At 37.0% G+C, this 16,302-nt stretch carries 18 protein-coding genes and 1 tRNA gene; 11 read left to right on the plus strand and 8 right to left on the minus strand.

All coding sequences use genetic code 11. From position 1 onward, the window contains the following. The first annotated feature begins 8 nt into the window (after positions 1–8). From L6469_RS07125 to L6469_RS07175, 11 genes are all read left to right on the plus strand, one after another. Positions 9–632, plus strand: a complete 624-nt coding sequence (locus L6469_RS07125) for an AAA family ATPase (protein WP_006282046.1) — start codon at positions 9–11, stop codon at positions 630–632. Beyond that, positions 629–1,138, plus strand: a complete 510-nt coding sequence (locus tag L6469_RS07130) for a metallophosphoesterase family protein (RefSeq protein WP_006282047.1) — start codon at positions 629–631, stop codon at positions 1,136–1,138. Before L6469_RS07125 ends, L6469_RS07130 begins: the two co-directional genes overlap by 4 nt. Further along, positions 1,138–1,443 carry a hypothetical protein gene (locus L6469_RS07135; RefSeq protein WP_006282048.1) on the plus strand — a complete coding sequence of 102 codons (306 nt, stop codon included), beginning with the start codon at positions 1,138–1,140 and terminating at the stop codon, positions 1,441–1,443. Before L6469_RS07130 ends, L6469_RS07135 begins: the two co-directional genes overlap by 1 nt. 5 nt (positions 1,444–1,448) lie before the next feature. After that, a complete protein-coding gene (purT, locus tag L6469_RS07140) occupies positions 1,449–2,630 on the plus strand; it encodes a formate-dependent phosphoribosylglycinamide formyltransferase (protein WP_006282049.1) in 1,182 nt (393 codons plus the stop codon). A gap of 126 nt (positions 2,631–2,756) precedes the next feature. Beyond that, positions 2,757–3,161 carry a sugar 3,4-ketoisomerase gene (locus tag L6469_RS07145; protein WP_027453289.1) on the plus strand — a complete coding sequence of 135 codons (405 nt, stop codon included), beginning with the start codon at positions 2,757–2,759 and terminating at the stop codon, positions 3,159–3,161. Next, a complete protein-coding gene (locus L6469_RS07150; protein ID WP_006282050.1) occupies positions 3,149–4,090 on the plus strand; it encodes a GNAT family N-acetyltransferase in 942 nt (313 codons plus the stop codon). Before L6469_RS07145 ends, L6469_RS07150 begins: the two co-directional genes overlap by 13 nt. 1 nt (position 4,091) lies before the next feature. Beyond that, positions 4,092–5,192, plus strand: a complete 1,101-nt coding sequence (locus tag L6469_RS07155; protein WP_006282051.1) for a DegT/DnrJ/EryC1/StrS family aminotransferase — start codon at positions 4,092–4,094, stop codon at positions 5,190–5,192. An 83-nt stretch (positions 5,193–5,275) separates the two neighbouring features. Beyond that, positions 5,276–7,360 (plus strand): DNA topoisomerase 3, encoded by a 2,085-nt coding sequence (locus tag L6469_RS07160; protein WP_006282052.1) that lies wholly within the window; start codon positions 5,276–5,278, stop codon positions 7,358–7,360. A gap of 38 nt (positions 7,361–7,398) precedes the next feature. After that, positions 7,399–9,468: an OmpA family protein gene (locus tag L6469_RS07165; RefSeq protein WP_006282053.1), complete on the plus strand. Its 2,070-nt coding sequence runs from the start codon at positions 7,399–7,401 to the stop codon at positions 9,466–9,468. Continuing rightward, on the plus strand, positions 9,465–10,865 hold the full coding sequence (locus L6469_RS07170; RefSeq protein ID WP_006282054.1) for an RsmF rRNA methyltransferase first C-terminal domain-containing protein: 1,401 nt from the start codon (positions 9,465–9,467) through the stop codon (positions 10,863–10,865). The genes L6469_RS07165 and L6469_RS07170 overlap by 4 nt, the downstream gene beginning before the upstream one ends. After that, positions 10,862–11,401, plus strand: coding sequence for a dihydrofolate reductase (locus L6469_RS07175; protein ID WP_074549343.1), 540 nt, complete (start codon positions 10,862–10,864; stop codon positions 11,399–11,401). The genes L6469_RS07170 and L6469_RS07175 overlap by 4 nt, the downstream gene beginning before the upstream one ends. Here L6469_RS07175 and L6469_RS07180 read toward each other — a convergent pair. The 8 genes from L6469_RS07180 to L6469_RS07215 form a co-directional block, all read right to left on the minus strand. Continuing rightward, on the minus strand, positions 11,296–11,841 hold the full coding sequence (locus L6469_RS07180) for an Lrp/AsnC family transcriptional regulator (protein WP_006282055.1): 546 nt from the start codon (positions 11,839–11,841) through the stop codon (positions 11,296–11,298). The genes L6469_RS07175 and L6469_RS07180 overlap by 106 nt on opposite strands. An 89-nt stretch (positions 11,842–11,930) precedes the next feature. Next, positions 11,931–12,395, minus strand: a complete 465-nt coding sequence (locus L6469_RS07185) for an ExbD/TolR family protein (protein ID WP_006282056.1) — start codon at positions 12,393–12,395, stop codon at positions 11,931–11,933. Beyond that, positions 12,392–12,922 carry an ExbD/TolR family protein gene (locus L6469_RS07190; RefSeq protein WP_006282057.1) on the minus strand — a complete coding sequence of 177 codons (531 nt, stop codon included), beginning with the start codon at positions 12,920–12,922 and terminating at the stop codon, positions 12,392–12,394. The genes L6469_RS07185 and L6469_RS07190 overlap by 4 nt, the downstream gene beginning before the upstream one ends. Further along, positions 12,906–13,433, minus strand: a complete 528-nt coding sequence (locus L6469_RS07195) for a hypothetical protein (protein ID WP_006282058.1) — start codon at positions 13,431–13,433, stop codon at positions 12,906–12,908. The genes L6469_RS07190 and L6469_RS07195 overlap by 17 nt, the downstream gene beginning before the upstream one ends. After that, the gene (locus tag L6469_RS07200) at positions 13,430–14,275 is read right to left on the minus strand and encodes a MotA/TolQ/ExbB proton channel family protein (protein ID WP_006282059.1); all 846 of its coding nucleotides are present in this window, start codon (positions 14,273–14,275) and stop codon (positions 13,430–13,432) included. The genes L6469_RS07195 and L6469_RS07200 overlap by 4 nt, the downstream gene beginning before the upstream one ends. Before the next feature lie 22 nt (positions 14,276–14,297). Further along, positions 14,298–14,385 (minus strand) — tRNA-Ser (locus tag L6469_RS07205). A gap of 101 nt (positions 14,386–14,486) precedes the next feature. After that, positions 14,487–15,287, minus strand: coding sequence for a TatD family hydrolase (locus L6469_RS07210; RefSeq protein WP_006282060.1), 801 nt, complete (start codon positions 15,285–15,287; stop codon positions 14,487–14,489). 26 nt (positions 15,288–15,313) lie between these two features. Then, positions 15,314–16,288 (minus strand): polyprenyl synthetase family protein, encoded by a 975-nt coding sequence (locus L6469_RS07215; protein WP_006282061.1) that lies wholly within the window; start codon positions 16,286–16,288, stop codon positions 15,314–15,316. Between the last annotated feature and the right edge of the window lie 14 nt (positions 16,289–16,302).

A 16,302-nucleotide genomic window follows, 5' to 3' on the forward strand; every position in this document is an offset into this window, starting at 1 on the left:
AGGTTATCATGGCAAATAAAAAGATTATCATCAATGTAGGTAGACAAATAGGAAGTGGAGGAAAGATTATAGCTCATAAACTATCGGAAGAGTTCAACTGCAAATTTTACGATAAAGAAATACTCAACCTTGCCGCAAAAGAAAGTGGATTCGATGCAAAATTCTTTGAACAAAATGATGAGAAAAAAGGATTTTTCAAATCTCTTTTCCATTTTCATATGCCATTAGTTGGAGACAACAACTTTTATCGAAGTGACTTTACGCAGGAAAGTCTCTATAAGATGCAAAGTGACGCGATAAGAAAAGCAGCAACGGAAAACAGTTGCGTGTTTGTCGGAAGAACTGCTGACTATATTCTTCGTGACTTCGACAATGTGGTTAACATTTTTATATCTGCCAATATGGAAGAACGCGTGGAAAGAGTAAGTCGAAGACTGAAGATAAGCTCCAAAGATGCTCAAAAGTACATTTTCCGCAACGAGGAAGAAAGAGCATCATACTATAATTACTACACGGGTAAAAAATGGGGACATGGAGAGAGCTATGACTTATGTATTAATTCTTCTCTTCTAGGAATCGACAATACATCTACTTATATTGCAGATTTTATTCGTAAATACTTTAAGCTATGAAAAAAATAGGAATCATTTCAGACACACACGCATTTTGGGATGAAAAATACGAAAAATATTTCTGCGAGTGTGATGAAATTTGGCATGCTGGAGACATCGGCTCAACAGAAATAGCCGACAAATTTGAAGCCATGAAACCTATTTTCAGAGCTGTATACGGTAACTGTGACGGATATGATATCCGAGCAAGATATCCAGAAATACTTCGCTTTAAATGCGAAGATGTGGATGTATTACTGAAACATATCGGAGGCTATCCTGGCAAATACGACCCTTCGATACGCAATAAATTGTACGCTTCGCCACCCGACCTATTTATAGATGGTCATTCACACATTCTTAAAGTGATGTCTGATAAAACGCTAAATCTGCTTCATATCAATCCAGGTGCGGCAGGACAAATGGGTTGGCAAAAAGAAAGAACCATCGTAAAACTGACAATAGATGGCAATAAATTCACCGACTGCGAAGTTATAACATTAGGAAATAATAATTCACGACTATAATGGATGCATTATCACAAGAACTAGAAAATTATCTTATCAGTTTAGGCAAGAATCCTTCTATCGTAAGTGAACGCATGGCGCACTATACCGAGCACTTGATTCACTTACTCAACATAAAGGATGAACTACTGATTGACAATTACTATGGACTGGCAGGACATCCGTTGAAATCAGCTGAAGAACTGGCAGAGATCAATAAGACGACACCTGATGTTATCAGACAAGTCGTAGAGGTACTGCTACGCCGCCTTTCTGTTACACCGGAATGGCAGATGATGAAACAATTAATCCCTCATAATAAATAATCCATATGAAAAAAATTATGCTTTTAGGCTCAGGAGAACTGGGCAAAGAATTTACTATTGCTGCTAAGCGAGCTGGCCAATACGTCATCGCTTGCGATAAGTATGATAATGCACCAGCCATGCAGGTAGCCGATGAGCGTGAAACATTTTCGATGCTGGATGGAGATGCACTCACAGCTGTTGTCAACAAACATCAACCAGACATCATAGTTCCTGAAATAGAAGCTATCAGAACAGAACGTCTGTTCGATTTTGAGAAACAAGGTGTACAGGTAGTACCATCAGCAAGAGCCGTAAATTACACCATGAACCGAAGAGCAATTCGCGATCTTGCTTCTCAGGAACTAGGCCTACGTACAGCTAAATATTTTTATGCTAAAACATTTGATGAATTCAAAAAAGCAGCCGATGAAATTGGTTTCCCTTGTGTAGTAAAACCTTTGATGAGCTCTTCTGGTCATGGTCAGAGCTATGTACATAATGACGACGAACTGAAAGAGGCATTCAAAGATGCGATGGAGGAAGGTCGCGGTGATGTAAAAGAAGTCATTATTGAAGAATTTATAGATTTTGATTCAGAGTTTACATTGCTTACTGTAACCCAAAAGAACCTCCCAACACTATTCTGCCCTCCTATAGGTCATATTCAGAAAGGTGGCGACTATCGTGAAAGTTGGATGCCTTACCAAATTTCTGAAGAAGCTCTCAAAACTGCAGAGCACATGGCTGACGAGGTAACCAAAGCGCTTACAGGATATGGCATATGGGGTGTAGAATTCTTCCTCACCAAACAGGGAGAAGTTATCTTCTCTGAATTGAGTCCTCGACCACACGATACAGGTATGGTAACTCTAAGCCACTGCACCAATTTAAGTGAGTTCGAACTTCACTTCCGGGCTGTAATGGGCCTTCCTATCCCTGCTATTCATCTAGAACACAGTGGTGCGAGTGCCGTTATCCTTTCTCCTGTAGAAAGTAACGAGCCATTAGACTATAACCTAGAAGAAGTATGCAAAGAAGACAAAGCTCGCATTCGTATATTCAATAAGCCAGAAGCTCACATTGGTCGACGTATGGGTGTGGTTACTTGCTATGATGAAGTTGGATGCGATATGGAAGCTCTCCGAGATAAAGCAAAGCGTTTGGCCAAAACTGTTCTCGGAACAGATCCATATATGAAGAAATAAAACAACAACCGTTTTATAAAAGAAAAAAGGGTATGCAGACAAAAAACTGCATACCCTTTTATGTCTAATCAAAAATAAATGCCAGTATGATATACAAAAAGACGAAAGAATTACGTTAAATAAGTAATGTTTGGAAAAATGATCACATTAAGAAAAATTGTTGATCCACGAGGCAATCTTACCGTTGCGGAACAACTTAAAGATATACCCTTTCAGGTGAGGAGAGTATATTGGACCTATGATGTACCTGGCGGTATAAGTCGTGGAGGACATGCCCACAAACACTGCCGAGAATTTATCGTTGCAGTAAGCGGGTCTTTTACGGTCACACTTGATAATGGAAATAATAAACAATCCTTTTTACTCAACCACCCTTATCAAGGACTTCTCGTCGAAACAAACGTTTGGCGAACCCTAGAAGATTTTTCATCCGGATCCGTATGTTTAGTATTGGCAGAAGATCCTTTCGAAGAAGAAGATTATATCCGAGAATATTCTGAATTTCAAGAATATATAAAATGTTTGAAATAAAGAAATACGAAGCACAATACAAAGAACAATGGGATGAGTTTGTAACTCATTCTAAACAAGGTACATTCCTGTTTCAACGTGACTACATGGAATATCACAGCGATAGATTTACCGATTATTCTCTTATTATCCTTAAAGACCATAAAATATACGCCCTTCTTCCAGGTAACCAAGATGGAAATGTATTTTGGTCTCATCAAGGACTAACCTATGGAGGAATCATTACGAGTCATCAGGCTACAGCTGTCGATATATGCGAAATTTTTAAACAGATAAATTTGTTTTTAAAACAAGCTCACTTCAAAAAGGTAATCTATAAAGCCATACCTTGGATTTATCAGATTATTCCTTCCGAAGAAGATTTATATGCGCTTATTAACATATGTCACGCTCAGATTGTAACAAGAAATATAGCTTCTGTAGTTTATCAAAAAGATCCCATTAAATGGAAGCACGACAGACACTACGGAGCAAACAAAGCAAGAACAAACGGCATCAGCGTAGAACCAAACGACGATGAATACAAAACTTTTTGGAAAATACTTGAAGAAAACCTCTATAATACCTATCATGCTAAACCTGTGCATACCTTAGAGGAAATACGTCTTCTTCAAAACAGATTTCCAAATAATATCAAATTATATGTAGCCAAAAAAGGCGAACAAGTTATCGGAGGAACACTACTGTATATAACCCCACGCGTTGTACATGCACAATATATATCTGCCAGTGCAGAAGGAAAACATCTACACGCCGTCGATGCACTATTCAGAAAGATTCTAACTGAAGAATACACAAACTATCCATATTTCGACTTTGGAACTTCTAACGAGGATCATGGTAAAACCATTAATCAAAGTTTAATTTACCAAAAAGAAGGATTTGGAGGCCGTGGAGTTTGTTATGACTGGTATGAATGGAATATCTGATATGAAAATAGACTATCTTTCACTGAAAAAGGTTACCAATATGCATCTTGCAGAAATACAGGATGCCATCAGCCACACGGTTGAAAGTGGTTGGTATCTACAAGGCTATTCTACTCAACAATTTGAATACGAATATGCCAACTATATTGGTACACAATATTGTATAGGCTGTGGCAATGGACTTGATGCACTATCCCTAATATTTCGTGCTTATAAGGAAATGGGGGAATTAAAAGACAATGATGAAGTTATTGTTCCTGCAAATACATATATCGCTTCTATCTTATCCATCACTGCAAATCGCCTAAAACCCGTATTGGTGGAACCTCGCATAGATACACTGCAGATAGACGATGATTTAATCGAACAAGCAATTACACCACGTACGAAAGCCATACTAATTGTACATCTTTATGGTCGATGTTCCATGACCAACAAGATACAGCAACTTTGCAAAAAAAATAATCTGAAACTGATTGAAGATAATGCACAGGCACATGGTTGCCTTTATAACAACAAACATACAGGAAGTCTTGGAGATGCAGGGGCACACTCGTTTTATCCAGGAAAAAATTTGGGAGCATTAGGTGATGCTGGAGCTGTTACTACAAATGACCATAAACTAGCTGAAACAGTAAAAGCTTTGGGGAACTATGGCTCACAACAAAAATATGTATTCTCATACCAAGGCAAGAACAGTAGAATAGATGAAATACAAGCTGCTATATTACGAGTAAAACTGAAATACATCGATTATGATAATCAGAAAAGAAGAGAAATAGCACAGCTATATAATGCCCAAATTAAGAATAAGCATATTATCATACCTCAAGGACAAATTAGCGATAATGTATATCATATCTATCCAATACTCTGCCCTGAAAGAGATAGACTACAAGCTTTTCTGAAAGATAAAGGAATAAGTACAATGATACACTATCCGATTCCACCACATCAACAACAATGCTATAAAATGTGGAACAAGCTCTCGTATCCAATTACCGAGAAAATACATCAAGAAGAGTTGAGTATTCCACTTAACCAAACCTTATTACCTGAAGAAATAAACTACATCATTAATAGTATCAATCAATTTGATTAAAGAAATGATATAGACTTTCAATCAATAATGTTGTCGAAACGGCTAAAAAGCAGTATCTTTGCATTCTAAAAAAGAAAAAGAAAATGATAGTTTGTGTAGCAGAGAAACCAAGCGTAGCCAAAGACATCGCCAGAATATTAGGAGCTAATAATGCTCATGATGGCTATATGGAAGGAAACGGTTATCAAGTAACCTGGACATTCGGACATTTGTGCGAATTGAAAGAACCTGATGACTATACCCCTATGTGGAAGCATTGGAGCCTTTCTGCATTGCCAATGATCCCAGTACGATTTGGCATCAAACTTATTAATGACGAGGGTATCAAAAAGCAGTTTGGTATCATCGAAAAACTATATAGCCAAGCAGACGAGATTATCAATTGTGGTGATGCTGGGCAAGAAGGAGAACTCATCCAAAGATGGGTTATGCAAAAGGCACAAGTAAAGTGTCCCGTTAAGCGTCTTTGGATTTCATCCATGACAGACGAAGCCATCCAAGAAGGCTTCAAAAAGCTAAAAGAACAAGACCAATATCAATCTCTTTACATGGCAGGGCTATCACGAGCCATCGGAGACTGGATTTTAGGGATGAACGCAACTCGCCTATATACCTTAAAGTATGGTAGAAATCAACAAGTATTAAGTATCGGACGAGTACAAACCCCTACGCTGGCACTCATTGTTAACAGACAAAAAGAAATCGATAATTTCGAACCAGAACCATATTGGGTACTGGCAACCATATATCGTGATACTCAATTTACTGCTACTAAGGGTAGATTTACAAGTAAAGAAGAAGGAGAACAAGCCTTTTCAACAATAGATGATAAACCTTTTGAGGTAACCTCTGTACAAAAAAAGAAAGGTACAGAAGCACCTCCCCATCTGTACGATCTTACGTCATTGCAAGTAGATTGTAACAAGAAATTCAGCTATTCTGCTGACATGACACTTAAACTGATTCAAAGCTTATATGAAAAAAAGTTTACCACCTATCCACGTGTAGATACCCAATATTTATCTGACGATATATATCCGAAATGTCCTGGGATCCTAAACGGAATAAGTCAAGCTAAAATCAATAGTCAACAGAAATATATGCCTTTAGTACGCGATTTAGCAGCTATAAACAAAAAGTTGCCAAAAAGCAAGAAGGTTTTCGATACATCAAAAGTTACAGACCACCATGCCATCATCCCAACAGGTGTACCTCCGACAGGACTCACCGACTTAGAACAAAATGTATACGATCTGATTGCCCTTCGCTTCATCAGCGTATTTTATCCTGATTGCAAATTTTCGACAACTACTGTTTTGGGAAAAGTAGAAGATATAGAGTTCAAGGTTAGCGGAAAAGAAATCTTGGAACCTGGATGGCGTGTCGTATATCAAAAAGACAAAAGCCAACAGGACGATGAAGAGGAGAAAAAACGCAAAGAAGAAGAACGAACATTACCATCTTTCACTAAAGGTGAGAGTGGTCCACATACCCCTACTCTAACAGAGAAATGGACAACACCTCCTAAATACTACACAGAAGCCACTCTTCTGAGAGCTATGGAAACAGCTGGAAAATTCGTTGAAGACGAAGAATTAAGAGCTGCCTTAAAGGAAAATGGTATCGGAAGGCCATCATCACGTGCTGGTATTATCGAAACACTATTCAAAAGGCACTATATTCGCAGAGAACGTAAAAACCTTCTTGCCACACCTACCGGTATCGAACTCATTGATACCATTCACGAAGAATTGCTTAAAAGCTGCGAATTGACTGGTATATGGGAAAAGAAACTCAGGGATATAGAGCAGCATAAATATGAACCTGGAGACTTTATCAGCGGACTGAAAGAGCAGATTAACGACATCGTTAACGATGTCCTTGCTGATAACAGTAATCGGCATGTTACCATTACAACGGATGAAGATTTAAAAAAGAAGACGCCACAAAAGCGAAAAACTACATCCAAAAGTAAGGCAAATGACAAGCAGGTATCAGACAGAGCAACACCGCTAAATACGAATCAAGCAACACTACCAACAGATGATAGTATTGTCGGGAAGACATGTCCTGTCTGCGGAAAAGGATATATTATTAAAGGGCGAAATTCTTATGGGTGTAGCGAATGGAAAGGAGGATGCTCATTCAGACTCCCATTTAAACAATAAAAATCAGAAAATAAGCGTTTCTAACAAAAAGAACATTCATGAAAAGACGCCTTTTCTCATACCTCACTTTATTGCTTATAATTATATTCAACTCTTGTGGAGCTGAATATAATCTAAAAAAGGCTGAAAAATCTTTAGCCCTTGGAGAATATTTTAACGCTGCCGAACATTATAGACAAGCATATCGTAAAGTTCCAACTAAAGATAAAAAGAAAAGAGGTGACATCTCTCTTAAAATGGCACAATGCTATGAGAAAATTAATGCTACGGGTAAAGCAAATTCGGCATACGAAAAAGCTTTCAGGTACACTTCTCCAGGACTTGACAGCGAATTGAGCTACGCACGCCAATTACTAAAAGCAGGAGCATACAAAAAAGCAGAAGGCATATTTAAAGACATTCTTGATTCCGTTCCGGGCAACAAATTGGCTAAAAATGGACTTATTTCTGCACAAAAAGCAAATGAATGGAAAAAAGCGGGTTCAAGATATACGGTAAAAAAAATGAGTGTCTTCAATTCCAGAAGAGATGACTATTCACCGATGCTTCTGGGTGACAACTATGAATATCTCTATTTCTCATCAACAAGAAACGAAACACAAGGTGACGAACTAAATGGCATTACAGGTACAAAATCTGGAGATATCTTTGTTTCTGAAAAAGACGATAAAGGAAAATGGAGCCAACCTGAGCCTGTGGGAGGTGGTTTGAATTCCATAGAGGATGAAGGCGCTTGCTGTTTTTCTCCTGATAGCAGGACCATGTACCTTACACGCTGTCAAACTGATGCGAACTATCCAAGATATGCACAGATTGTAACTTCTGAACGCTCAGATGCAGCTTGGGGGAAAACCAACGAACTTAACATATCCAAAGACAGCCTATCAAGCTATGCTCACCCTGCAATTTCACCAGATGGCAATTGGCTATATTTCACATCTGATATGCCTGGAGGAAAAGGAGGACTTGACATTTGGCGAGTACGCATTACTGCCGCAGGTTTAGGTGGAGTAGAAAACTTAGGAGAACCTATTAATACAGCCGGAAACGAAGAATTTCCAACTTTCAGACCAAATGGTGATCTCTACTTTTCGTCTGATGGACATCCAGGATTAGGAGGGTTAGACATTTATATTGCACAAGGTGATTCAACGGCTCATTACCGCCTGTTCCATCCTGGATATCCACTGAATTCACAAGGAGACGATTTCGGTATGACTTTTGAAGGCCAACATAATAGAGGATTTTTCTGCTCAAACCGTGGAGATGCTAGAGGCTATGATCACATCTACTCTTTTGAAAACCCTGAAATTGTACAAACAATAAAAGGTTGGGTATATGAAATGGAAGGATATGAACTGCCTGCAGCACAGGTATATATAATCGGCTCTGATGGCACAAATAAAAAAGTATCCGTGAAAGGAGATGGTTCTTTTGAAATGGTAGCTAAGACCAATGTAGATTACTTATTTATGGCAACATGCAAGGGATATCTTAATCACAAAGAAGAGATTCATATTGGTACTACAGAAGACTCTCAAGAACATGTACTTCAATTCCCACTGGCCTCTATCACAGCTCCGGTGTTGATCGATAATATTTTCTATGAGTTTGACAAAGCCAACTTGACATCGGAATCGACAAAAGCACTTGACGAGCTTGTGAATTTGTTGAACGAGAACCCAAATGTAACCATTGAACTCAGTGCACATTGTGATTATAAAGGTTCTGAAGACTATAATAAACAACTCTCACAACGAAGAGCAGAATCGGTAGTCAATTATCTCATTGCCAAAGGCATAGCCAAAGATCGTCTTACTCCAGTGGGATATGGAAAAGATAAACCAAAGACGATAAAAAAGAAACTTACCGAAAAATATAAATGGTTGAAAGAAAATGATGTACTCACAGAAGAATATATCAAGAAACTTAGTAAAGAAGAACAAGAAATATGCAATCAGTTAAATCGTCGCACTGAATTTATTGTACTACGAACCACATATAATCTGTTTGATAAAAATGGACAATTAAAAAATCCTCCTAAAGCAAAACAAAAGAAGTTCGAAGAAAATAATAAAAACGGTATCAACATAAGTTTTGAACAATGAATCTGCCAAAAGAATTTGTATCATATACTCGTGATTTAATGGGTGAAAAACTATTTTCAACCTTAGAAAAAGGGTTAAAACAAGATCCTGTTACCAGTATACGAATCAACCCATATAAATTAAAAGAACGCCGCTTTCAGATTGCTAATCTGGATGAATCCGTAGCATGGTGCAAGCATGGTATGTACTTGAAGAGTAGACCGAATTTCACATTCGATCCTTTATTGCATGCCGGAGTATACTATGTACAAGAAGCCTCTTCTATGTTTCTTGAACACGTATTACGCCAAATTTTAGATGAAACACCTATTCTCATGCTCGACCTATGTGCTGCTCCTGGAGGAAAGACAACCGTTGCACGCTCCATCTTACCAGAAGGCAGCCTACTCTTTGCTAATGAACCTATCAGAACACGATCTAATATATTAGCGGAGAATATTCAAAAATTCGGGCATCCAGATGTTATCGTAACTAATAACTACCCCAAGGATTATAAAAAAACAGATCTTCTCTTTGATATTATTGTTGCGGACGTTCCATGTTCAGGAGAAGGAATGTTCAGAAAAGACCAAGGAGCCATTGAAGAATGGAGTCAGAAAAATGTAGAAAACTGTAGAAACTTACAAAGAGAAATTATTCAAGATATTTGGAATAATCTCAAAAAAGATGGTATACTCATCTACTCTACTTGTACCTTTAATGCAAAAGAAGACGAAGAAAATGTAGACTGGATAGTTAATGAATTGGGAGCAGAATATATATCTGTTGACATCGATAACAATTGGCCCATAACTCCGTCACTCATCAACGAGCACCCTGTATATCGTTTTATTCCAGGAAAGACCAAAGGGGAAGGCATATTTATGGCTGTTTTGAGAAAGACTTCTGGGAAAGAAAGAAAAGAAAAGGAAAAAGTAAGTAAAAATAAAGACACCAAAAATAAAATCAAGATAGATACAAGTTGTATTAAACAACCTGAAAATTACGAACTATGTACCGACCATGATCAAGTTGTTGCAATCCGTAAAAAATGGCTCTCAACTTATAAAAAAGCAACAACAAACCTGAAAGTAATACATGCAGGAATTAACCTTGGAACTATAAAGGGGAAAAAAATTATACCTAGCCAATCACTGGCATTGTCGTTGGAACTAAACAGAAGCTATTACCCAACAGCTTCTTTAACATACGACGAGGCTATTTCATATCTACGAAAAGAACCAGTTCCCCTACCAGATGGAACTCCAACAGGAATCATTCTCCTAACCTATCAGGATGTTCCCCTTGGATTCGAAAAAAATATAGGTAATAGGGCCAATAATCTTTACCCTCAAGAATGGAAAATTAAAAGTTCACACATACCTGATGGTAATAATAATATCATACTTTTCGAATGAACATAAATATTATAGTAGCTGTGGCACAGAATAGAGCAATCGGATACCGCAATCAATTGCTCTATTCCTATCATGAAGATTTACAAAGATTTAAATCATTAACCATAGGTCATACCATCATCATGGGTAGAAAAACTTATCAATCACTCCCCAACGGAGCATTACCCAACAGAAGAAATATCGTAGTTACCCGGCAGTCAATACAAATACCAAACTGTGATATTGCTCACTCCATACAAGAAGCTTTAGAACTGTGCAATAACGAAGACGAGGTTTTTATTATTGGTGGTGCAGAAATCTATAGACAAACTCTACCTATAGCAAATCGGCTTTATCTGACGCTCATTAAAGATACGCCAAATAAAGCCGATACATATTTTCCAGACTATTCTCAATGGAAAATTGTCCATCAAGAAGAGCATGATTTTTTTTACTTCGAAGAATTAATTCCACCTAAATCGATGACGTCAACATCATCACCTTCTTCATCTGATATCTCAGGGGCATCAAGAGGTAACTCTACTATAGGAAGTTGACGATCAATTGAAGCATTAAAAGAAATAATCGTTTCACTTCTATCTAGGCCTAAAGGCTGAAGCTTATCGTGAATTATCTTCATCAAATGATGATTATTATATGCATACAACTTAATGAATAAGTCCATACCACCTGTTGTTGTATGACATTCTACAACCTCAGGAATCTTTCTCAATGCGTCTACTACGCTGTCATACGATTCTGGGTTTTTCAAATAAAGTCCTATATACGCACAGGTCTCATAACCAATTTTTTCTGGGTCAATAATAAATTCTGATCCTTTAAGAATACCCATACTTGTCAATTTTGCTACACGCTGGTGAATTGCAGCACCACTAACATTACATGCACGTGCTACTTCCAAAAATGGTATACGAGCATCTTGAGAAAGAAGCTTCAGAATCTTCTTATCTAATAAATCTAAACTATGATGTGCCATTATTTTATATTAATTTGTATGCAAAGTTAGTATAAAACTATGAAATTAGCAACTTTTTAAATGATTTTATTCAAAACTGAAAGAGTTTGCTATTTTTTAGAATTTGACGAATAGTTAATTTTTAAGGCTTTTACCTGACGTAATGCTTGTTTAACATCTGTAATGACACCCATATTGGTATTTTTATCCGCCTTTAATGAAATTGTCATTTGTTTCTGATCATCAGGCTGCATCCGATTTTTTTCTGCAGAAATGTAATCCATTACCTCTTCAACAGTGGCAAATTTATCATTTAACTGAATTCTCGTAGCATTGTTATTTATCCTATTTGTTCCAGAAATGGGTTTACCTATATAAATATATGATACAGCAGTTTTCTTTGTTAGACGAGTCAATTCGGTTCCAGTTGGTTCTACATATTTCACCTTTAGTTGCACCTTTCTCATGTGAGTTACAATCATAAAGAAGAACAAGACCGTAAATATTAAGTCTGGCAAAGACGCAGTATTCAACTCAGGTACATCATGAGAGTATCGCTTGTTAAAATTTATCATATCGCAACTCCTTTCGCATTTTCATAAGACTCAGATATACGCTGTGGACATACTTCCTTTATATATTCCTTTTGGTCAGGAGTACATTTCAGATAAGCCTTACCATATTTTTTTATTGCCTTCTTATCCCGGAGAATATGATAGGCAGCCATAATCTCATTTTGAACTTGAAAATAAAGATCATAACTAGCCTGACGATCTGTTTCTATAGTGATCAGATGTGAAGCTCCTACACGGGTAACAAATGATATGACCTCATTTTTCAATTTTGAAACAGGAAAAGGGTTACCATTAACCAACAACTGATTTGATGCAGAAATATGTAATTCCATTAACTTATCTTTTTGGACTTGACTCTCCATCTGCTCCTTTTTAGGTGGTTCAGGAGGAGGCAATTGTCTAGACAGTCCTTTATCAACATCCATAGATGTTGTAACCAAAAAGAAAATCAACAGCATAAAAGAAATATCTGCAGTCGATGTCGTATTAAGTCCTGGAACGTTATGATTTTTACGCCTTATGAACATCTTGATGTGTATTCCTCCTTATATATCTTGTGGAACCAAAAACAACGGTAGCAATAGCAATAACCAACAATAATATAGATGTATAGACAAACATTCCTGACAGTTTCAAAGAGAACCACTCTTGAAACAGTTTCCCATTCACAATTACAGGTGATGTAGGAGTAAATAAGAATGTCAGTACCATTAAAACAAAAGTAACCCCCCAGACCACATAACTAATTTTAGTTGCAGGGATTCCATTTACAATCTGATCTACTTTGGTTTGAGAACGATAAGACTTTACAAAAGACCATACAACAAGTCCTAGAGCAAATATAAGCATTAGCCACATCAGTGCTATGACACCATCTGTAAACAATGGTGCATTAAATGCAGGATTGTCTAAAAATGGAAGATCAAAACCTATCAAATAAAATAAAATAAAAATGAGTACAATTAATCCTACCAACACATAAAGAATATACTGGGATATCTTTTCTGTAGACCATTGTTTAACACTTTCTATTTTCATAAATTCTGCTTACGTTTAGCAATAATATCCATTAATGTAATTGCTGATTCTTCCATTTGACTATCCAGATGCTCTATCTTCGAGAGAATATAATTATAAAACATCTGAAGGATAAGAGCTACAATGATACCAAAGATGGTAGTAATCAAAGCAACTTTCATACCAGAAGCAACAATCGTCGGACTAATATCACCAGCCTGCTCGATTTGATCAAATGCCATTACCATACCAATAACAGTTCCTAAGAATCCCAAAGATGGTGCAGCAGCAATAAATAGCTTAATCCATGAGCAACCTTTCTCCAAATTAGCAGCCTGAACTGTACCATATGAAGAAATCGATCGTTCTATATCATCTATTGATTCATGTATTCTTAACAATCCTTGATAGCAAATGGAAGCGACAGGTCCTCGTGTTTCACGACAAAGACTTTTGGCACCCTCAATATCATCAGCTTCTACCTTAGCTTCAATATCTTTCATCATTTTCTTAGCGTCGATTTCTGAAAGACTAAGATAAATAATGCGCTCTATACAAAAAGCTAGACCCAAGACTAAAGCTAAAGCTACCAAAGACATAAAACCAGCATTACCTTCAATAAATTTAGTTTTCAATGATTTATGGAAACTTTCACAATCCTCGTCATCACCAGCCAACAGATTAACAGAACTGGTATCGACATCTTCTGCACTAACCTCATCAATAGAACTTGTATCCTTGGCTACGACCTGAGAAACTGAATCAGACCCTTTACTAGCTACAGAGGTATTCTGTGCAGTACCAAGTTGACAAGAACAAGATAAAAGGAATACTAATGCAAGTTTTGCAATTAGACTTTTCATTTTTGGATTTAAATTAAATTTGCGGAAAGAACGGGATTCGAACCCGTGAAACGCTTTAGGCGCTTACACGCTTTCCAGGCGTGCCTCTTCAACCACTCGAGCATCTTTCCTATTCATTATCGAAAATAAAATATTTTTCAATGTAATGCAAATGTAAGAGTTTTATGATGATTTACACCACATTTTTACCGAGTTTTAAACTTTTTTTAGATTAAACGGAAATGCCAAATATACGTGCTACATTTTGGTTAGTTATGCTGGCCACAATTTCTTCAGATACCTGATAACTTGCAGCTAATTGCCGAAGTACGTTAGCAACAAAAGCACTTTCATTTCTCTTACCTCGATGAGGTGTAGGAGCCATATACGGACTATCTGTTTCTAACACTATACGCTCCAAAGGCACGCATGCAGGAAGGTCTTCTCGTAAATGACTACTTTTAAAAGTCAATACGCCACCAATACCCAACACGAAATTATCAAACTTAAGATATTCCGCAGCTTCATTTTGATTACCTGTAAAACAATGGAATACACCGCCTACAAGATCATGCTTATATTTTTTTAAAATATGCAATAATTCATTTTGGGCCTTACGACAATGTATCATCAACGGCAATTGATACTCGACAGCCCACTTCACCATTTCTTCGAATACAATCAACTGTTCCTGCTCAAATTCACGAGACCAATAAAAGTCTAATCCCACTTCACCAATAGCAATAAAAGGAGAAGGAGAAGATTGCGCAAATGATGCATCTAAAATTTTCTTCATCTTCTTGAGCACTTCTTGATAATCACCTTTTACTTCCTCAGGCTGAAGACCAATCATCGGAAAAGTATAATTAGGATAGTCTCGACAAACCTGAAGAACTGTACTTACAGAAGGTAAATCGATAGCCGGAAGAAAGATTTTTGCCACTCCAGCCTCCTTTGCTCTAATAATAACTTCAGGGAGATCTTCTGCAAACTCCTCCACATCTAAATGAGCATGTGTATCAATAAATTGCAACACGATGTTTATTTTTAAATGAATAATTAATACTTACGATGCATCATAAGTTCAGCGAATTTCATCAATTCCATCTTACGATCTTCTGCAACATGAACTGCAGATAGAAATTTCTTACTTTGCTCAAAATAATAAGATATCTTTTCCAAAGCCAACTTATCTATGCCCATTTCATTATAGAGTTGTGTTACAGCTTCAACCTTTTCTTGTCGAACAAACTCTTTAGCCTCAACCCATCGAGTTAACTCTTTCAACTGTCGATTATCAGCTTTATGGAAGGCATTAATAAGCATATATGTTTTCTTATTAGAAACAATATCCCCTCCTACAGACTTACCAAAAACCTTTGGATCACCATAGACATCAAGATAATCATCTTGCAACTGGAAAGCGAGCCCTATCTGTTCTCCGAACTTATAAAGATTATCAGCATCCTCATCTGAAGCATCTGCTAAGATTGCACCAATCTTCATAGCACAAGCTAACAAGACACTTGTTTTCAGACGAATCATCTCTATATATTCTTCCTCCACAACATCCATACGGGTTTCAAACTCCATATCATACTGCTGTCCTTCACCGATCTCTAAAGCTGTTTCTGTAAACAATTTCAGCACCTTACCTTGATACTCAGGTTTACAATTCAGCATTCTCTGATAAGCCAAAACAAGCATAGAATCACCTGACAGAATAGCAGTATTGGCATTCCACTTTTTATGAACAGTTTCTTTTCCACGTCGCAAATCAGCTTGGTCCATCAAGTCGTCATGCAATAATGTATAATTATGATAAGTTTCAAGTGCACATGCACTCATCAATATACTTTCTGGATCTTCTTTAAAAAGATTATAAGCCAACAACATTAAAGTCGGACGAATTCGTTTTCCCCCAATAGATAAAACATATCGAATTGGTTCATAAAGAGATACAGGTTTACGATCATAAGGAAGTTTATTGAGATAGTCATTAACTTTATCTAATATCTCATTAGCTGTTAACATATGTATTGTATTTA

Source organism: Segatella baroniae B14 (assembly GCF_022024235.1).
GTDB classification, from domain to species: Bacteria; Bacteroidota; Bacteroidia; order Bacteroidales; family Bacteroidaceae; genus Prevotella; species Prevotella bryantii.